Source organism: Marinobacter sp. HL-58, from assembly GCF_001314605.1.
Lineage (GTDB): Bacteria > Pseudomonadota > Gammaproteobacteria > Pseudomonadales > Oleiphilaceae > Marinobacter.
Genome location: NZ_LIHP01000004.1, coordinates 376,232 through 394,077, shown reverse-complemented (window position 1 = coordinate 394,077; position 17,846 = coordinate 376,232). Strand labels below are relative to the sequence as shown.

At 53.8% G+C, this 17,846-nt stretch carries 16 protein-coding genes and 1 pseudogene; 10 read left to right on the top strand and 7 right to left on the bottom strand.

Annotated elements, in window-relative coordinates; all coding sequences use genetic code 11:
* Positions 1-441 precede the first annotated feature (441 nt).
* On the top strand, positions 442-837 hold the full coding sequence (locus tag HLUCCO03_RS05545; protein ID WP_027831951.1) for an HIT family protein: 396 nt from the start codon (positions 442-444) through the stop codon (positions 835-837).
* Positions 834-2,141: a DUF3883 domain-containing protein gene (locus HLUCCO03_RS05540; protein WP_027831952.1), complete on the top strand. Its 1,308-nt coding sequence runs from the start codon at positions 834-836 to the stop codon at positions 2,139-2,141. Before HLUCCO03_RS05545 ends, HLUCCO03_RS05540 begins: the two co-directional genes overlap by 4 nt.
* Before the next feature lie 55 nt (positions 2,142-2,196).
* Here the strand turns inward: HLUCCO03_RS05540 and HLUCCO03_RS05535 are convergent, their stop codons facing one another.
* The gene (locus HLUCCO03_RS05535) at positions 2,197-3,042 is read right to left on the bottom strand and encodes a hypothetical protein (RefSeq protein ID WP_027831953.1); all 846 of its coding nucleotides are present in this window, start codon (positions 3,040-3,042) and stop codon (positions 2,197-2,199) included.
* Between the two features lie 122 nt (positions 3,043-3,164).
* On the opposite strand from HLUCCO03_RS05535, the gene HLUCCO03_RS05530 reads away from it, so the two are divergent.
* The 3 genes and pseudogenes from HLUCCO03_RS05530 (at position 3,165) to HLUCCO03_RS05525 (ending at position 4,941) form a co-directional block, all read left to right on the top strand.
* Positions 3,165-3,791 (top strand): heme-binding protein, encoded by a 627-nt coding sequence (locus tag HLUCCO03_RS05530; RefSeq protein ID WP_027831954.1) that lies wholly within the window; start codon positions 3,165-3,167, stop codon positions 3,789-3,791.
* 64 nt (positions 3,792-3,855) lie between these two features.
* Positions 3,856-4,110 (top strand): annotated as a pseudogene (locus tag HLUCCO03_RS19380) (FAD-dependent oxidoreductase); the annotation flags it as partial.
* An 18-nt stretch (positions 4,111-4,128) separates the two neighbouring features.
* Entirely contained in the window at positions 4,129-4,941 is an 813-nt protein-coding gene (locus tag HLUCCO03_RS05525) for a flavin monoamine oxidase family protein (protein ID WP_367142340.1), read from the top strand.
* An 81-nt stretch (positions 4,942-5,022) separates the two neighbouring features.
* Here HLUCCO03_RS05525 and HLUCCO03_RS05520 read toward each other — a convergent pair whose 3' ends face one another.
* Positions 5,023-5,280, bottom strand: coding sequence for a DUF465 domain-containing protein (locus HLUCCO03_RS05520; protein ID WP_027831956.1), 258 nt, complete (start codon positions 5,278-5,280; stop codon positions 5,023-5,025).
* Positions 5,281-5,450: 170 nt separating this feature from the next.
* On the opposite strand from HLUCCO03_RS05520, the gene HLUCCO03_RS05515 reads away from it, so the two are divergent.
* Positions 5,451-6,806: an NADH:flavin oxidoreductase/NADH oxidase family protein gene (locus HLUCCO03_RS05515; protein ID WP_027831957.1), complete on the top strand. Its 1,356-nt coding sequence runs from the start codon at positions 5,451-5,453 to the stop codon at positions 6,804-6,806.
* Between the two features lie 24 nt (positions 6,807-6,830).
* Positions 6,831-7,373 (top strand): RhuM family protein, encoded by a 543-nt coding sequence (gene rhuM / locus HLUCCO03_RS05510; protein WP_081813542.1) that lies wholly within the window; start codon positions 6,831-6,833, stop codon positions 7,371-7,373.
* Here rhuM and HLUCCO03_RS05505 read toward each other — a convergent pair.
* Positions 7,367-7,900: a CIA30 family protein gene (locus tag HLUCCO03_RS05505; RefSeq protein ID WP_036198065.1), complete on the bottom strand. Its 534-nt coding sequence runs from the start codon at positions 7,898-7,900 to the stop codon at positions 7,367-7,369. The two genes, rhuM and HLUCCO03_RS05505, sit on opposite strands and share 7 nt — an antisense overlap.
* An 81-nt stretch (positions 7,901-7,981) precedes the next feature.
* On the bottom strand, positions 7,982-9,742 hold the full coding sequence (locus tag HLUCCO03_RS05500) for a phosphodiesterase (RefSeq protein WP_036197466.1): 1,761 nt from the start codon (positions 9,740-9,742) through the stop codon (positions 7,982-7,984).
* Between the two features lie 295 nt (positions 9,743-10,037).
* Here HLUCCO03_RS05500 and HLUCCO03_RS05495 point away from each other — a divergent pair, with 295 nt between their 5' ends.
* Entirely contained in the window at positions 10,038-11,651 is a 1,614-nt protein-coding gene (locus tag HLUCCO03_RS05495; protein WP_027831958.1) for a methyl-accepting chemotaxis protein, read from the top strand.
* A gap of 91 nt (positions 11,652-11,742) precedes the next feature.
* Positions 11,743-12,048 carry a hypothetical protein gene (locus HLUCCO03_RS05490; protein WP_197025674.1) on the top strand — a complete coding sequence of 102 codons (306 nt, stop codon included), beginning with the start codon at positions 11,743-11,745 and terminating at the stop codon, positions 12,046-12,048.
* Between the two features lie 102 nt (positions 12,049-12,150).
* Here the strand turns inward: HLUCCO03_RS05490 and phbB are convergent, their stop codons facing one another.
* The 3 genes from phbB to HLUCCO03_RS05475 form a co-directional block, all read right to left on the bottom strand.
* Complete coding sequence (phbB, locus tag HLUCCO03_RS05485; RefSeq protein ID WP_027831959.1) at positions 12,151-12,909, bottom strand: acetoacetyl-CoA reductase; 759 nt, start codon at positions 12,907-12,909, stop codon at positions 12,151-12,153.
* 52 nt (positions 12,910-12,961) lie between these two features.
* Entirely contained in the window at positions 12,962-14,290 is a 1,329-nt protein-coding gene (locus HLUCCO03_RS05480; protein WP_027831960.1) for an acetyl-CoA hydrolase/transferase C-terminal domain-containing protein, read from the bottom strand.
* Positions 14,291-14,374: 84 nt separating this feature from the next.
* A complete protein-coding gene (locus HLUCCO03_RS05475) occupies positions 14,375-16,258 on the bottom strand; it encodes a pyruvate kinase (protein WP_027831961.1) in 1,884 nt (627 codons plus the stop codon).
* A gap of 354 nt (positions 16,259-16,612) precedes the next feature.
* Between HLUCCO03_RS05475 and HLUCCO03_RS05470 the strand changes: the two genes are divergently transcribed.
* The gene (locus tag HLUCCO03_RS05470; protein WP_027831962.1) at positions 16,613-17,830 is read left to right on the top strand and encodes a polyhydroxyalkanoate depolymerase; all 1,218 of its coding nucleotides are present in this window, start codon (positions 16,613-16,615) and stop codon (positions 17,828-17,830) included.
* Positions 17,831-17,846: the final 16 nt, after the last annotated feature.

Here is a 17,846-nt window from a genome sequence, read left to right as displayed (position 1 = left end):
TGGCTTTCGTGTCAGAGGGTCTACTGGTCTTTGCGAGAAATCCTGAATAGTCCGCGACTGCATTTCCCATCGCTCGGCGCCAAAGAGGGGTGACATGGCGGCTGGCTTGTGGAAGGAGAGGGCGGTGTATTGAGAACGAATACTGCTTTTCCATGCCAAGTGCTCTATCCAAAGGAATGCAGTTATTGCATTGATTACAACAAGCTAGACCAATTTTTCACCATAGAACTTAGAGTAGTTTGCTTATAAGATTTTTGCAATATTCTAAATTTAGGGCAGGCTTACGATTTGCTTCACTGAAGAAACCAGTTATTGTCAAATTTGTTGTTAACGGATTCAGTGCAGTCAGGCGGCCTAGTAATCGTCTTTAGTGACTTTGGTTCTAGCCGTTACTCAATTCACAGCGTTCGCATGACCAGAATCTGTAGCTGGAAGTTTGTAATGAAAGATATCTGTCCATTTTGCGCGGACACTGAAACATCAGAACAAGGCTCAATGCCGTTCAATGCATTGGCTCATATCCGGCTGGATGGCTTTCCAGTTTCTCAAGGCCACTTGTTGGTCGTCCCCAACCGCCATGCCGCCGACTGGTTCGATCTCACTGCGGTTGAACAACAAGCTATTATGGAGCTGGTCGAGCAGGGCAAGCAGTGGCTCGAAGAGCGTTACCAGCCGGATGGCTATAATATTGGCATGAATTGCGGCAAGGCGGCTGGCCAGACGGTTATGCATATGCATTGCCACTTGATTCCGAGGTATGCGGGGGACCAGCAAGATCCGCGTGGTGGTGTGCGATGGGTTATCCCCGAGAAAGCGGATTACTGGAGTGACCGATGAGCCTGCTTGATTATGAGAAGCGATTTTCAACGCTTCGGCTGAACAGCGGTGGTGCTAACAAGAGCCCTCACAAAGTGGCCATGTTGCAGGCGGTGATGGATCTCGTTGAGTCCGGCGAGGTTACGAGCAATCGGTTTGATTTTGACGAAAAACTCAAGCGCCAATTCACCGAACGCTTTCAGGCACTGGCGTCGCCTTCGGATCGAAACAATCCTCACCTGCCATTTTTCCATCTTCGAAGTGAGGGTTTTTGGCACCACAAAATCAGACCCGGTCAGCAGGAGCCCTATCAGCAACTGACAACGGCGACATCCCAGGGCGTTATTGACGCTCACATTGATTATGCATATCTGGACGATGAGCTATTCGAGTTGCTTGGCAACCAGATTGCGCGTGAGCTTCTAAAATCTGCGCTGATGACCAGTCTGGATGAGAAGTCGATTCGCGATCTGCTACAGCCTCAACGTGGCGGCTGGGATTGGTTGGAGTGTGAATTTCTGGTCAATGATTATGTGGCGATGCTGGAGAAGCATCTTGTCGGCGCCTCCTACAGCAAAGCTGCGCATCGCAGGGCGCTGCAGCCTCGATTGAATAATCGCACCGATGGATCCATCGAATACAAGCATCAGAATGTGAGCGCCGTGTTGCTCGAACTGGGACTCCCATACATTCCCGGCTACAAACCGGCGTTTAACTATCAGCAACAGCTCAAACAGGTGGTTCTGTCCTATCTTGCCGGCCATCAGAAGGTCGTCGACGACGTAAACCAGGTCGCTGATAAAGTCGCCGATGAGCCGGAATATTATAATCGTGGCTGGGATTCGGTATTTGATCCGGAACCGCCTGAGCGTATCCCTCATGTCGCCGAGAGCAAGCCCAGCTATCTGGCGAAGCATATCGACTTCTCTGAGCGTGAGCGTCGCAACCGCCAACTGGGGGAGCGTGCGGAGGAATTCGTGCTTCGTATGGAAAGGCAGAGGCTCACCGCCCAGGGTCGGCCAGACCTGGCAGCCGAGGTCGAATGGTCCAGCAAAGAACGTGGTGATGGACTGGGTTTCGACATTCGGTCTTTTGACTCGACGGGTGATCAAGAGCGCTTCCTGGAGGTGAAGGCGACGAACTCGGGGAAGTATCTGCCGTTTTTCATTAGCGAGAACGAGCGGGCGTTTTCCAATGACTACTCAGATGCGTTCCGCTTGTATCGCGTTTACGAATTTACCACAGCTCCGAGATTCTTTATTTTGGCGGGGGCCATTGAACAGCATGTGCATCTGTTGCCCCAGAACTATCGGGCCCGGTTTTAAGGAAGAACGATCCCTGGGGTTTGGTAGTAGTGTTGATTGTCAGTTAATTCAATTATCAGTCACCAATCCAATTCTCCTTATCGATAATTCGCCTTAGCTTGTACCCAAGAAACCGATATTGCCCCCAGTGTCGAAACGCCTCCTGTGCATCCTTGGAATCGAAGCCCCTTTCCCGGAGGTACGCGCTGACTTCGGAATCCACCGGCAGAGTCGAAAAATCCCTTAAAAGCATCATGGCATGTGCCGCTGAGTAGGGGCCGATACCTTTTAGGTACGTCAGGTAATCGTAATTCACTGAGCTGTCGCCAGCAGCGGATCCGTCCTGGTTGATAACACCATCGTGTAGCAACTGCACCGTTACGTTGGTTACCGTTCTGGCCCTGAAGCCAAGTTTGCATTCACCTGCCAGCCGGTCAGGACCGATCTCCAGGATGTCGTTGGGCGCGGGAAACAAACCGTTTCCGAGAGATACCAATGAGCCGACCATGACTTTGGTCTGTTGCCATGTGGTGTTGATGGTGCAGACGGTTTTAATCAGGTCCTCGAAGAAACTATCGCCCCGAAGAAAGCGCCCACCTCCGGAGCGAACAAAGTGACCAATGGCCGGATCATTGACGTCGCAAAGTGCCAGAAATTCTGACGGTTCCCAGTCCAGTTGCAGCCAGCGAGAAACCCGTGTGGTGACCTTGTCGTCATCTGGCGACGATGTTTCGATACTGAGCTGATTCGGATCAATTTGTTGGACGCGAACCCATTCTTTGTTGCCCTCGATCTTTACAGTTCGTTCGAGGAGCTTGCCGTCCCAATGCCAGGGCGCAAGCTGGCACCAACCGTGGCTTTCCACAGTCATCCTCAGATTGAATGGTTCTTCTAAATCAAGTTGGAAGGAGCGGGTTGTCATACTGACTGTAGTGACCCTCTCTGTTGGGTTGTGAGTGTTTGCCACGCGCCTTGTAGATTTGAAGCGTATCATAGCCGGAAGGCTGGCCCTCGAACTTAGAGGTGACTATAAAAGGAAACACTATGCACAACCGGCAGGCAGCGCTCTTAATCTCCCTTTGCTCAATGTTCCTATCGGCAACCACCATGGCGACAGAAGAAGCGGAATACACAGTCCTCCTGAAGGAGGAAAATCTGGAGGTACGTGTTTACGAGCCGCATATTGTTGCAGAGACGGTCGTTGACACAGAATTTGAAGACGCAGGTAGTGAAGCTTTTGGTCGCTTGTTTAAATACATTTCCGGCAATAACCAATCCCAGCAGGAAATCGCCATGACCGCGCCTGTTGGCCAGGTGGCTGAGGGTCAGGAAATCGACATGACGGCACCGGTAGGCCAGACGCAGGTCGACGGGAATTGGGTGGTCAGTTTTATGATGCCGGGATCATTTACGATGCAGACCACTCCGAAACCCCGGGACGAGAGGATCACCATACGCCAGGTGCCTGAGCGGACTATGGCAGCCATCGAATACTCCGGGTTCTGGAGCAAATCAGGCTATCAAAAGAATAAGGCGAGGTTGGAGGAATGGATCAACAAAAAGGGCTTCACTATTCAGGGCAAGCCAGTCTGGGCGCGTTATAACGCACCGTTCATGCCCTGGTTTTTGAGGCGAAATGAAGTGTTGATCCCAATAAACAATTTGCAGTGATAGCGCGTATCAGGCTACTCACCAAAGCATCAAGATCATCACAGGAAGTTTATTCATGAAAAACGCTCGCGTCGCCATTGTTGGCGCCGGCCTGGCGGGTTTATACGCCGCTTATGTTCTCGAGAAAAAAGGCATCAAAGACTACGTCGTTCTGGAGGCGAGGGATGTTCTTGGTGGGCGTATTGCGTCTACGATCCACTCTGGGGGTAAATTTGATGTGGCGGGTGAGGGCTTCGATCTGGGCCCCGCCTGGTTCTGGCCTGCATTCCAGACCGATATGGCGCAGCTGGTAGATGGGCTCGGGTTAGAGACCTTTGAGCAATTTGAAACGGGCGATATGCTTCTGGAACGTTCTTCCAATCAGCCCCCTCAGCGAACGGCCGGGTACGTCAACTCTCCACCTTCAATGCGAATCGCCGGTGGCATGTTTGCGCTCATTGAGGCTTTGTATCAGCGGCTTGATCCGGTACGGGTGGTGACAGGCCAAACGGTTCGTAGTCTTGGCATTTCAGGTCCGTCTATCGAGCTACTGACCGAAAATGCTGAAGGGCAAACCCTGAGCTACAGCGCTGACCATGTGTTGCTGGCATTGCCACCCCGATTGGTTGAGTCTCAGCTTACGTTTTCGCCCGCCTTGCCGAACGAGCTTGCAAGACAGTGGAAAGAGACAGATACCTGGATGGCCCCTCACGCAAAATATATTGCCGTGTTTGATCAGCCTTTCTGGCGAGATCAAGGATTATCCGGGGAGGCTCGAAGTGCAGTTGGGCCAATGGTTGAGATCCATGATGCTTCTACTCCGGACGGGAAGGCGGCATTGTTTGGTTTCCTGGGTGTGCCTGCTGACATACGCTCCCGCGTTTCTGATAGAGAACTTATGAATGCTTGCTGCGAACAGTTTGTGCGGCTTTTTGGTTCGCAGGCCGCAACTCCCGAGGCGGAATTTATAAAGGACTGGGCTAAAGAGGTTCACACAGCGACCGTTGCGGATCAAAGATCGTCTGGCGAGCACCCTGTGCCTGCCTTGTCGCCGATCTCAGGTGCATGGGCTAACAGAGTAACCGGAATTGGCAGTGAGTGGTCACGTGAGTTTACGGGGCATCTGGCCGGCGCTATTGATGCGGTAAATCGCGGTTTAGATTCTTTTTAGGAATGTTTGCGGAAAGGGGCAGAGCCCCGGCGCGAGCTGAGAGCTTACGCCCGAGCCCGGGGAATCGTTGCCGGGTTACTTCTATTTTTCAGACGCGGATTCGTACTCGCGAATCATGCCAGAAAGCTGGTCTTTCAGATTCAGGCGCTGTTTCTTGAGGTCCTCCAAGTGTTCGTCAGAGGTGTTCTCGGCACCACCCTCGAAATGGTGAACTGAATGATCTACCTCATGGTACTCTTCAAACAATTTCGCGAAATGATTGTTGGTGGTTTTCAGGTGATGAATAGCTTCTTTTGAGGCTGGGAATTCATGGATCAGATCGTGTTTTTCCAGTGCCATAAAGACAATCCCTTTGATTGCGGTGTGTGTTTAAATTTTCGCTGTCAGCGACAAACAATACGGCAAGGTGATGACCAGTGACAAGCCGCCGGGCGTAGGCATTTTCGCTCATGATTGGCGTGTTTTTTTAACCCGGAAGTTCCCACAGTCAAAACAATCAGGATGACGCTATGCCCGAATCGCCCCTCGCCGAACCTCTGACACTTCCCTGCGGAGCAGTCCTGCCCAACCGAATTGCCAAGGCCGCGATGACCGAAGGGCTGGCAGACGACCAGCTACACGCCACCCACCGCCATGAAACCCTGTATCGGCGATGGTCCGATGGCGGAGCGGGGTTGCTGATTACCGGCAACGTGATGATTGATCACCGGGTGCTGGAGCGGCCGGGTAACGTGGCGATCGATCCGGCGCCAGATTTGGCAAAAGTGAAGGACGAGCCGGAGGGTATGGTGCAGTTGCGTGCCTGGGCCGCAGCGGGCACCCGCAACGGCAACCATTTGTGGATGCAGATTTCCCATGCTGGTCGGCAGTCGCCGCGTTACGTGACCTCGCGCCCAATGGGGCCTTCGGCGGTACAGCTTTCGCTGATGGGCAACTATGCCCGCCCAAGGGCACTGACGGAGCCGGAGATCCTCGATTTTATACAGCGCTTTGCCAACGTGGCCCGGATCGCCAAAGCCGCGGGTTTTACCGGCGTTCAGGTGCATGGGGCTCATGGTTACTTGTTGTCGTCTTTTCTGTCGCCGGTCACCAACCAGCGCACGGATCGCTGGGGTGGAGTGCTGGAAAATCGAGCCCGTTTCCTGCTTGAGGTGGTGCGGGCGACTCGCGCTGCGGTGGGTCCGGAGTTTCCGGTGGCGGTGAAACTGAATTCTGACGATTTCCGCAAGGGCGGGTTTACGCTGGATGAGTCTGTGAGTGTGGTGCGCTGGCTCAATGAGGAGGGAATTGATTTGCTGGAGGTGTCCGGCGGCACCTACGAGCAGCCGCGGCTGCTCGGGTACAGCGGTGATGCGGAAACCGCGAGCGACGGGCCGGCCGTTCGGGAAAGCACGCGCAAGCGGGAGGCTTACTTCCTGGATTACGCCCAGACGATTCGTGAGGTTTGCGACTGCCCGCTGATGGTCACCGGTGGATTCCGGACGCGTACGTTTATGGAAGAGGCGATTGCCAGTGGCGAAACCGACATGATTGGCCTTGGCCGACCGCTCTGTACGGATCCCAATACGCCCAGGGATCTGCTTGAAGGGCGCATTGATAAGGCGGTTTGCCACGAAGATCATGTCAAGCTTGCCGAGCGGGGATTTTTCTCGCCGGCCAGTCCGCTGATGCCACTCAAGATAATCAACGTGCTGGGCGGCCAGGCCTGGTACTACCAGCAGATTTTCCGGCTGGCGGATGGCAAAGAAGCCGATCCGGACCTGGGTATCCTCAAGGCTGTGGGGGCCTACGTGAAGGATGAGTTGAGCCAGGCCCGGCGGGTGAAGAAGGCCCGTCGCCAGCCACGTAGAGGAGGTCGACAGTGAATTTTCAGGGATGGAGAAAATTGAATGAATGAAGAAAACCGCAACCCTATTGTTATCTATGAAAACGCCGACCAGGCGGTCGAGGTGCGGCTGGATGCCAATCAGGAAACCGTCTGGCTGAGTCAGCGACAAATGGCGGAAGCATTTGACACATCCACAGATAATATCGGTTTGCACCTCAAGAATATTTATAAAGAGGGTGAGCTTAACGAGTCGGCAACTACCGAGGAATCCTCGGTAGTTCGTCAGGAAGGGCGGCGCCAGGTCACCCGTAGTATCAAGCAGTATAATCTGGATGCCATTATCTCTGTGGGCTACAGAGTAAACTCCAGCAAGGCCACGCGCTTCCGCCAGTGGGCTACCCGTATTTTGCGTGAACACCTCACCCAGGGCTGGACAATCAATCGCCAACGCTTTGAAGAAAATGCCCAGGAGCTGGAAGCGGCTTTGACGCTGGTGCGCAAAGCTGCCCTGGATCAGTCCGTATTTGGCGAGCCGGCTTATCCCAGTGTTGAGGTAAAGGCTGCCTGGCTGGGCAGGAAAAGTTTGCCACGTAGCGTTCAGTAAAGAACCCAGTCCTGCATCCTCAGCTCAAACTCCCCGGCCTGCCGCCCGGAAACAAACAGGCTTACTGACGCGAGGAGACCGGTTTTCAATGGCTCCGCATCCGTCACTGTCTTGCCGCGCCAAGTAGGAATGAAGTTACTGAAAGGAAGCCGGATGCGGCTCCAGTCTTCCGTATCCGGGGTAAATGCATGCTGGTATACAATGCTGCGGCGGTCGGTGCTGTTGCGTAGGCCGATTTTATAGGTCTTGCCGTCGCCGATCGCGAGAAGCTCAATACCGGTGTAGCGTGAGGCATCGAGTGGCTCTGGCAAGTCCGCTTTGACGGAAGCAAAGCCGCCGCCGTTGTCCAGCCGAACCGTGCCATGGAAGTGGCCGATTCCATCCTCCAGGCACACCAGTGTGCTATCAGATTGCCCGCCCATCACTCGGTCCCCGAGGGGTTCCCAGGTCAGTTGACTTGCATCAGAACCAAACGAGACGAGTGCCGCGGATGCGTTCTCGTTGTCATGAGCGCTGGTCTTCTCCATGGTTTCCCATCCGTAGTCGGGCGAATCCGGACAAATCATCAGCGAAAGATACCGATGATTCCGGGTTGGATTGTGATTATTTCACGCTAGCAGTGGTTTTACGGAACGGGAACCTGCAAGGCTCACAAATGAGAAGTCCGGGGAGGCCTTGGCCCTTTTCTTGGCATAGCTGGCAAGGTCTGAAAGCTGGTCTGCCGTCAGGTTTGCGTCCGCTGCCACCTCTACGATACCGGCTGCCAGGGAGACCAGGGGGAAGGAGTTGACCTGCCCGTTTCTGTCTTCCGATTCAACGTACCCTCTTTTCAGTGCGATATCGTTGTAAAAGCGTCGGCTCTGTTCGACAAAAAGTGTTTGCACCATACCCGCGCTGGCAATAACCGATGGCGACGAGCTGATCACAACAAAATCGTCTCCGCCAATGTGGCCGACAAACTCATCCCGGGCATGGAAGGTTGTGGATAGAAGTTCGGATAGCAGAAGTATTACCTGATCGCCAACCCTGTAACCCAGGACGTCGTTAAGTGGCTTGAACATATTGATATCAAAATATACCAGTGAAAAGGGACGCTTCTCCTGAGTACGGGCGACGAGAGCCTGTTGAATGGGAACATTGCCCGGCAAAAGGGTCAGGGGATTGGCATAGCGTGCATTTTCAATCTTTCGTTCGGTGATATGTTTGAGCAATGAGCGCGTGGCGCCCAACCCGGCGTACTTCCCGTCCCTGACGATAATGAAATGCTGTTTGAGATAGTGAGCATCGTCATTAATCAGCCTTTCGCTCACTTCGTTCAGTGGTACCTCGTAGTCCACAACCAGTGCATCCGGGCTGTGCATCTGGGTAACCGGTAGCCGCTCGTAAAGGGCCCGGCCGTAGGGCGTGCTGAAGGTTTCCAGAACCCGCCACTTGTGAATCAGGCCAAGGGGCCTGCCGTCATCCACCACGGGCAGAGCGAACACATCGGGCTCACTCTGGAGCCGCTCCCAGGCATGTTGCAAGGTCGATTCCGAAGTTACGGGTTCGATGTACCTGCACAATAATCCTGCCGTGTCTTTTTCTCTCTGGTGTAATTTGGGTGTACGTGAAGTCTGAACGTTCAGTGAGTCCAGACATGCTGTGGCCACCGCCTTTGGCCGACCGAACAGAAAACCCTGGACAAGTGCAATGCCAAGATCTGAAACAACCCGGAATTCAGCTTCGGTTTCGATCCCTTCTGCAATTAATTTACAGCCCAACCGGTCCGCCAGGTCTACAACGGATCTCAGAAATTCTCGCTTGATGAGGTCGTCCTGTATGTCGCGAATAAAGTGTCGGTCAATCTTTACGAAGTCCGGCTTCAGCTCGGACCAGAGCTTTAATCCGGAATAGCCACTGCCGAGGTCGTCGATGGCGATGAGAAAGCCTTCTGCCTTCAGCCATACCAGTGTCTTCAGCAGCTCTGATGGATCGGCGGTGGGATATCGCTCGGAGAGTTCGATAACGATGTCTGATGCCTTCAGTCCATTTGCCAGCAGAAGTTCCTGCAGCTGTGTGGGGTTGAACTCCGGAGGCATCAGCTTGGCCGGGCTGATATTGACGAACAGTTTCAGCGGAGTGCCATGGCCGGACCAGTGGCGTGCGGCGGTGCGAAGACAGAGCGTTTCCAGTTCCAGCGTCTGGCCACAGCGTTCGGCGGTTTCAAACAGCATAGGGGCCGTGTGCAAAGGGCTGTCTGACGGCCCGCGGCTCAGTGCCTCAAAACCAAATACGCTTTTTTTATCGATATTCACGATGGGTTGCAAAAGTGTGGTGATGTCTTCCTTCAACAACAAGCGGTTCAGTTCCTGACTGAGGCAGTCCTGCATTGGGTCACTCCTGGATGTGAGTGCGGCGTGGGGAAATCAGTTTGCGTCGCTCCGTCGCATGCCCCGAGCCTACTGATTAGGTTGGCTCATATCCGGTTGTGCCAAGCATCTTCCAATCATCCACATAATCTTCGCTATACATGACAGACATATTTCAGGGGCGCAGAAGCCACAGGCTAAACGATGTTAACTTTTGTAATTTATAGCGCTAAATCAATATCTTCTGAGCCTCCGGTAACAGGAGTGTCACAATCCGTGTGCAGCATTACCGCCATTCTTCATGTGTGGTGGCATCATGCTCAAAACTGTTCGCAGTCGAATTCTCTTCTTCTCATTTTTCTCGATTCTGGCGCTTTCAGCCCTCGCGCTATTGTCCTGGTCGATCATTGGTAAGGCGGAAAACGCTGCAGAAGATCTGATCCAGAATCGTATGGCCGAATCCTGGTTGCTGGACGATCTGGAGCATGACCTCCGTCGTGTGCAGGATCTTTCTTTCAAAATCAAAGGGCAGTTATTGCTTTGGGATGAGATCAATGAAGAATTCGCATCGCTCGCGGAGTCTATTCCTGCGAAGTGGGGTGCGATTCAGAAGAATGCACAGCTGAGCACCTGGGCAAACGACAATGAAGATGCCCGCGAAGCGGTGGTTGGATACCTGGAAGAACTCGCGGAAGGAGTCGAGGAGAAGAGTTATTATCAGGCCGGTAAAACGGTGGACTTTTCGCTTTTTCCCGCCCTGTCGCCATTGCTTGAAAGCATTAACGCCCGCAAGGAAGGGAGCCGCAGTCGTATTAATCAGGAATCCGAGGAGCTTCTGGCTTATCTGGACCGCCAACAGGTGTCACTGATTATTGGTTCAGTGGCCTTCCTGATTGTTGTTGTTATGATGACGTTCTGGCTGAGACAGACCGTGATTGTAAGGCTGCAGCGCATCGAGCGGGATATCCAGAGAATGGACGAACGTTCAGACCTGGCCAATCCACCGGGCCTGGCCGGGTCGGACGAAGTAGCGGGAGTCGCAGCCGCCCTGATACGGCTGGTAGGCCGGTTTGAGGAATTTGTCAGAGAGATTCGCGATGCGTCGAGAAGTATCAACGAACGATCCGACCGCCTTGATATACAGGCGAGGGAACTGGAGTCTGCCTCGCAAACGACTCAGCATCAGATTCAGGAAGTGACCGATTCGATGAAGGCGATGGCGGACCAGGCTTCCACCATTGAGGCATCGACCCGTGAATCCACCGAAACCGTTCAGGCGGCGGTAGCAGCAAATTCGGACATTCAGTCCGGCCTTCTTAAAAGTGAAACAGCGGCAGAGCATACTGTTGAAGTAATTGGCCGGGTCTCAGGTTCGATACAGGAACTTGCGGAATCGGCCTCGAAAATCGAGAAGGTGATTGGCGTAATTGCTGAAATCGCTGAACAGACAAATCTTCTGGCCCTCAATGCCGCAATCGAGGCAGCAAGGGCAGGCGAACATGGCCGTGGGTTTGCGGTGGTTGCCGACGAGGTTCGGACGCTTTCCAAACGCACTGCCGATTCCACCGGTGAAATCAACCAGTGGGTGGCAGACCTGGTCAGGGGCGTGCAGGGCGTTGAACACCTGATAGACGAAATGACCGGGGCCGGTGATGATAACCGCCAGACTCTTGAGGAGCTTAAAGGCCACCTTGTTTCGATGAATCACCGGTTCTCGGAATTGGAGCGGCAAAGCATCACAATCGATGAAGCGCTTTCGCTGCAACGGGATGAAATTGACAGAGTGGGCGACCGGTTTATTACACTTGACGCCCATGCGGCGACTGTCAGCAACAACGTTGCTGGTAGCAGAGAGATAAGTTTGGCCCTCAAACAGGAAGCGGACTCGATGAGTGATCTCACTGGTCGTTTCCAGACATCTACTGGTTGAGGGATGTCAATCCATGACAGACGGCATGGGATATACTGGTTTGAGCTTTTGATCTCTTTATTCAAATGTCTGACTGCAAGGAGTTTGTCCAGTGAACACTGACCCTCTCTCACTTGTTCTGCTTGACTATTCAAATTTTGCGCTTCGACCATCGGAACCCGTAGAGGCGCGCGGAGAAGCAATAGACAGTACCAGGGAGTCATTTGAAATGCTTTCGGAGGAGGGTGAAGTCGTCGGTTATATCAAAACATGGCGCCACGACGATGACTACGCGGGTTTCGTTCATTTTGACGCCCAGGGTAATATCCTCAACTGGAACGCATTCGATAAAAGCAACCCTATCGATCACGACTTGAAACACTTTTGTAATGAGTTGCCGGTATCGTCAGAAGGGTAGTGCAAAGCATCATCGTGTTTTAAATGAGTGGAACGTCACTACCGGGAGGGCCCCTCCCGGTTTTTTTCCTACTCTCTCGTCCTTTGAGGCGGTCCCATCCGATCAGTGCATGAACATGCCGCCGTTAATGGATAAATCGGCACCGGTAATGAACGAAGATTTCTCGTCGGCAAGAAAGGCCACCAGTCGGGCGATTTCTTCAGGCTGGCCGAAACGACCCACAGGAATCTGGGCTTTGATCTGTTCCCGGATCTTCTCATCAATGGCCATGATCATATCGGTTTCCACGTAGCCCGGAGAGACCGTGTTTACGGTGATGCCTTTGCGGGCAGTTTCCTGGGCCAGTGCTTTGGTGAAGCCATGAATACCCGCTTTTGCCGCTGAATAGTTCACCTGACCAAACTGGCCTTTCTGGGCATTGATGGACGAAATATTGATGATGCGGCCATAGTTCTGTGCGAGCAGAGTGTCTAAAAAGCAGCGTGTGACATTGAATACGCCGTCGAGATTGGTGTGAATGACCTCTTGCCAGGCTTCGATCGACATTTTTTTCATGACCGAATCACGGGTAATACCGGCGTTGTTCACCAACACATCAAGTCGCCCATAACGGCGCATCAGTTCGTCAGCGGCTATCTCACAGCTTCGCGTATCGGAGACATCCATTTCCACCAGGTCAATTTCCAGGCCGTCGTCTGCCCGGCGGCTTTGCCACTCCCGCGCCTCCCGCTCACGCTCTTTGTTTCTGAACGTTGTAACCACCTTATAGCCCTCGCCAGATAGCGCTTTGCAGATGGCTTCTCCGATCCCTCTGGTGCCGCCTGTAACCAAAGCAATGCCTGATTGTTTCTGAGCTGTCATTTCTTACCTTCCTTACTGTCAAATACAGGAGAAAATCCTTGTTTTACCCGGTTTACACGAGCCCCATAGACGTTGCTTCGCGTTCCAGTCCCTCTCTGAATTCCGGTGCTGCAATACTGATTAATGCCCGTGCACGCTGAGGAATTGAGAGCCCTTTCAGATTCACGCAGCCATGCTCCGTAACCACGAAGTGAACGTCGTTTCTTGGATCTGTCACGGTTCCTCCGGAAAGCCGGGACACGATTCGACTGACTGTGCCAGATCTCGCTGTTGACCGGAGTGCCACGAATGAACGGCCGTTCCGGGCAGCGTAGGCGCCCCGGACAAAATCCAGTTGGCCGCCGGTTCCCGAGAACGGATGATCACCAAGTTGCTCGGAGTTGATCTGGCCGGTCAGGTCTATCTCCAGCGCAGAGTTGACCGAAACCATGTTGTCGTTGAGTCGAATGATGTCAGGGTTGTTCACCCAGGATGCCGGATATCCGACAATCGAGGGGTTGTCGTCGAGAAAGTCGTATAGAGCCCGGTCACCGAGTGCGAAGGTGAACACATGTTTGTGCTGCATCCAGGTTTTTCGCCGCCCATTCATCACGCCAGACTGAATCAGGGGCATCATGGCCGGAGAAAACAGCTCGCTGTGCAAACCGAGGTTTTTATGGTTTGCCAGTCCAGCCAATACCGCGTTGGGAACGCCGCCAACACCGATCTGTACTGTGTCGCCATCATTAATCCGCTGGACGATCTGACCGGCAATTGTCATGTCCACCGGGGTTGGCGGGTTAGGGGTGGCTTCGATCAGCGGCTGATCATGTTCCACAAGGTAATCAATCTCGGAGATGTGAACGGAGCATTCGCCGAATGTCCGGGGCATGTAACGGTTGACTTCGACGATGACCTTTTTGGCCTTGCGAATAACCGATGCACCGTAGTCGGCGTTGGTGCCAAGGCTGAAGTAACCGTGACGGTCCATGGGTGACACCGTCACGAAGAAACATTCGGGATCAACGTGTTCGGTTAACAGGCGCCCGGCCTGGTGCAGCATGGCGGGTACGAACTCTATCCAGCTCTGGGAGCCGGATTGCTCAATCGCGGCTCTGTCGGAATGGCTCAGGAACAGCGGGCGAGGAGTAACCCGGTCGGATAGCTCCGGATCCAAAATGCTTCTGCGGAGGCTTTCCGTACCGTGCAGGTAATATATCGCCAGAGGACCAATCAGCCGATCCTTCAGCGCGTCGGCTGTTGCTGCCATCAGTGCAGGGGGTTGTGCCGCACTCATCCCCAGAATCAGGTTCTTGCAACCGGCGATGGTCTGTACGGCTTCGTGTGGTAGCAGCCGTCGGTCGAGGTAAAGTGCTTTAAGATCCGGGCCTGCCACATCCATTTATCACCAACCTGATTTTCTGTCCTTGGGTTCAGGTAATTTTGCTGGAATTATGTGAACGTTATATGAACAACTGTCTTTTGCTCAGGGCGTCATATGGGCCAATCTGAGTTCCCTGAGCATGGCGCGTTTCTTCGTTTGGTGGTTCTGCATCCGCTTCAGAATACTGTTAAGGACTTCCAGGGCCTCTATGATGTGTGGACCTTTGTTGAGCATTACGCATTCTGCGCGATGCGCCATGACGACATCGGAGATTTCGGCTCTGGAGGGCATGCCCTTTTGAGCCAGATTCTCCAATACCTGGGTCGCCCAGATCACCGGAACATGCGCTGCCTCACAAACCCATAGTATTTCTTCCTGGATTTCTGCCAGGCGCTCATAACCGCATTCCACTGCCAGGTCGCCTCTGGCAATCATGACACCGCAGCTGGGCCAACGCATGCCAGCCAGGAGCATTGAGGGAAGGTTTATAAAGCCTTTCAGGGTTTCAATCTTTAGCACGATAGCCGGTTTTTTGGTGCCCAGAGTTTCCAGGCTCTTCTCAAGCAACTGGACATCCTGTGCGGAGTTCGCGAAAGACAATTCGACTGCATCGGCGTGTTCTGCAACAAAAGCCAGGTTTTCGATGTCTGCTGGTGTGAGCGCGTCGATGCTTAATTGACTGTCAGGCAGGTTGATTCCCTTGCCACCCCGGAGTTTGCTGCCCCCTGGACGCGCATGCTGGATTTTTACCAGGAATCGATCCTGTTCCACCTTTTCGATGACACCACCAATCTTTCCATCGTCGAACCAGATGGTCTCCCCGGGCCGGACCTGAGAAATAATCTCTGGCATTGTGCAGCTTATGACTGAAGGCACCGAGTTGTATTCCAGGCTGCCTTGTAACTCGGGCTGCCCGGATGCAGGTTGTGTGGAGACGACCAGTGAGTCGCCCCTGTTCAGCAGGATTACACCGGGCCGTGGCGGGAAATCACCGATCTCACCGATCACTTTCGGATTTTCTCCATTCCTGAGGTGCAGCTTTGTACCGGGCACCACATAGCAAGCCTTGATACTCTCGACCATGCAGCCCATGTCCGTAGTCTCCACCACGGTCCATTTACGGTGCTTTTTCCTGGCATCAAACAGAGTGATTTCGTCACAACGATGCAAGCTCTTGATGAAACCTTCGGAAACCCGGAACCGGGCCGCACAGTCATCGGGAGCTTCTGACGGAGACTCCCCGGAAAAGAGCCAGATCCGGGCGGGTATCACTGTAATGCCGTATTCATTACGCTTGGGCCGAATATGCACAACCTTTGGCCCCGGTTGAATCTCGCCAGTTCGTATCTTGGGCCCTCCAAGATCCATAAAAATACGGCAATCAACGCCAATGGCTTGTTCTGCTTTGCGAAGATTGCGGATCATCGCCATCCATATGTCGGGAGTGTCATGTGCACAATTGATCCGCATGCAGTTCATGCCCTTGGCCAGAAGGTTGCGAATGATGCTTTCATCATGTGCCGCTTCGGTCGGCATAGTAACCATGATGCGGACGTTTCGGTCGTTCGTCGCGCACCCGAGCAATTGATCCGTATGCGCAGTGAGTAATCTTGGGCCCTCCTGGATACCAACCCTCTGAATGGTTTCGTTCTCTGGATCGGGGAGGTGTTGGCCGAGAAGGGCTGCCAGCGTTCGGATCACGGCATCCAGGGTGGAGACGACGCAAGACTCGGAACGGCCCAGTGAGGACAAACCCAGTGATGCAAGGCGTTGCTGAAGCGGCCGAATGTCATTCCGTCGTAGTGACAAGTAACAGAGCAGGTTTTCCGCGCTTGGCTGATAGGCAGGATTGATGTCATTCAGATTAACCCGGTGCTCCGCAGTTTCCCGGAGCAGAGTCCCTCTCAGTTTCGTGAGGTCTTCCAGCAAGCTACCAACTTCTTCAATTTCTGATGGAGCAAGCGTTGGCGTCTGTGCATTTTCCATACCTGAGTTCCCGGGGCTTGCCTGCGTTATATAGCACTGGGGCCATTCGATGATTCTGTGCAAATTTCATACGGCACTTAACTGTCAGGGAGGACTGTTTCAGTTGTGTGAAGGTTTTGTTGCGGTCGCGAACAGGGTATGTACTGCGCCCTTGGGGCAATCACAGACGCCCGTGGCAGGTAAAATCATGGGAGCATCTGCCAGCGGCGAGAATCCAGCCATTTGCGCCGGTGCCAAACAGGCGTATGCTTGGTTATAGTCCAGAGGGGCCAACCGGCCCGGATACATGCTTCCGAAGGACAGGAGAAGTTACCAACAGCAGGACCCAAAGCCCCACCCAACAGGATAATGCCCATGATGTATTACGGCCATGAACTCAGCAGGGTTGCCCTGACTCCCATGCGCATACTCGCCGGAGCTCAAAGTTCGCTATTAAAACATCAGCTTAATCCCTGGTCCCGGGTGCCTGGCACCCGCAGTGTTGCGTCCGCACTCAGTGTGTTCGAGGATCTGACCAAGCGATATCCCAAGCCGGCATTCAATCTTGATTCCACCGTCTGTGACGGTGAGACAGTGTCGGTCAGCGAAACCATCGTCAAACGCAAACCGTTCTGCCAGCTCAAACACTTCCAGCGCAACGTGGATCGCCCGGATGATCCCAGGCTGTTGATTGTGGCGCCGTTATCCGGCCATTTCGCATCGTTGCTGCGGGGTACCGTGGAAGCCATGCTGCCGGCCCACGATGTGTACATTACCGACTGGCGCGATGCCTGTAAGGTGCCGGTTTCCGAGGGGAATTTCGGTCTTGATGACTACATAGATTACGTTATTGATTTTATTGATCACCTCGGCCCCGACACCCATGTGCTGGCGGTGTGCCAGCCGGTTGTACCGGTGCTGGCGGCCACGGCCATTATGGCGGAGGACAATCACCCGTCGGCACCGCGCTCACTGGCGTTGATGAGTGGCCCGGTGGATGGGCGGATTGCTCCTACCGAGCCCTGTGAGCTGGCCAGCAAGCACAAGCTGTCCTGGTTCAAACGGAATCTGATCCATACCGTGCCGGCTCCCTATCCGGGCGCCATGCGCAGGGTCTATCCTGGTTTCCTGCAGCTGACAGGCTTCATCAACATGAATTTCGACCGGCATGTGGACGCCTACCGCGGGCTTTTCCGTTCGATTCGTGACGACGATACCGAAGAAGTGGCCCGCCACCGGGAGTTCTATGATGAGTATCTGGCTGTGATGGATCTGCCGGATGCCTATTACCTGGATACGATTGAGCGTGTGTTCCAGGAATTCCACCTGGCCAGAGGCTGCTTCATGCACCGCGGGCGCCTGGTTAAGCCGGAGGCCATCCGTAAAACCGCATTGATGACCATTGAAGGTGACAAGGACGATATCTCCAGCCCGGGACAGACCCGTGCAGCCCATGATCTTTGCGGGAATATCCCTGCGGATCGCAAGGTTCACCATCTGCAAGCCGGCGTAGGGCACTATGGCACCTTCAATGGCCGGCGCTGGCGCGAGGAGATTGCGCCAAGGTTACAGAAATTCATCCGCATGTCCTGACGGGCCACTGGTTGTA

Bases quoted from the DNA above. Each gene is read 5' to 3' on its own strand.
- HLUCCO03_RS05480 (WP_027831960.1), bottom strand. From the start codon at position 14,290: ATGGATGTGGCAGGCCCGGATCTTAAAGCACTTTACCTCGACCGACGG.
- HLUCCO03_RS05475 (WP_027831961.1), bottom strand. From the start codon at position 16,258: ATGGAAAATGCACAGACGCCAACGCTTGCTCCATCAGAAATTGAAGAA.
- HLUCCO03_RS05505 (WP_036198065.1), bottom strand. From the start codon at position 7,900: ATGGAGAAGACCAGCGCTCATGACAACGAGAACGCATCCGCGGCACTC.
- HLUCCO03_RS05545 (WP_027831951.1), top strand. From the start codon at position 442: ATGAAAGATATCTGTCCATTTTGCGCGGACACTGAAACATCAGAACAA.
- HLUCCO03_RS05470 (WP_027831962.1), top strand. From the start codon at position 16,613: ATGATGTATTACGGCCATGAACTCAGCAGGGTTGCCCTGACTCCCATG.
- HLUCCO03_RS05495 (WP_027831958.1), top strand. From the start codon at position 10,038: ATGCTCAAAACTGTTCGCAGTCGAATTCTCTTCTTCTCATTTTTCTCG.
- HLUCCO03_RS05540 (WP_027831952.1), top strand. From the start codon at position 834: ATGAGCCTGCTTGATTATGAGAAGCGATTTTCAACGCTTCGGCTGAAC.
- rhuM (WP_081813542.1), top strand. From the start codon at position 6,831: ATGAATGAAGAAAACCGCAACCCTATTGTTATCTATGAAAACGCCGAC.
- HLUCCO03_RS05530 (WP_027831954.1), top strand. From the start codon at position 3,165: ATGCACAACCGGCAGGCAGCGCTCTTAATCTCCCTTTGCTCAATGTTC.
- HLUCCO03_RS05520 (WP_027831956.1), bottom strand. From the start codon at position 5,280: ATGGCACTGGAAAAACACGATCTGATCCATGAATTCCCAGCCTCAAAA.
- HLUCCO03_RS05500 (WP_036197466.1), bottom strand. From the start codon at position 9,742: ATGCAGGACTGCCTCAGTCAGGAACTGAACCGCTTGTTGTTGAAGGAA.
- phbB (WP_027831959.1), bottom strand. From the start codon at position 12,909: ATGACAGCTCAGAAACAATCAGGCATTGCTTTGGTTACAGGCGGCACC.
- HLUCCO03_RS05525 (WP_367142340.1), top strand. From the start codon at position 4,129: ATGCTTCTGGAACGTTCTTCCAATCAGCCCCCTCAGCGAACGGCCGGG.
- HLUCCO03_RS05535 (WP_027831953.1), bottom strand. From the start codon at position 3,042: ATGACAACCCGCTCCTTCCAACTTGATTTAGAAGAACCATTCAATCTG.
- HLUCCO03_RS05515 (WP_027831957.1), top strand. From the start codon at position 5,451: ATGCCCGAATCGCCCCTCGCCGAACCTCTGACACTTCCCTGCGGAGCA.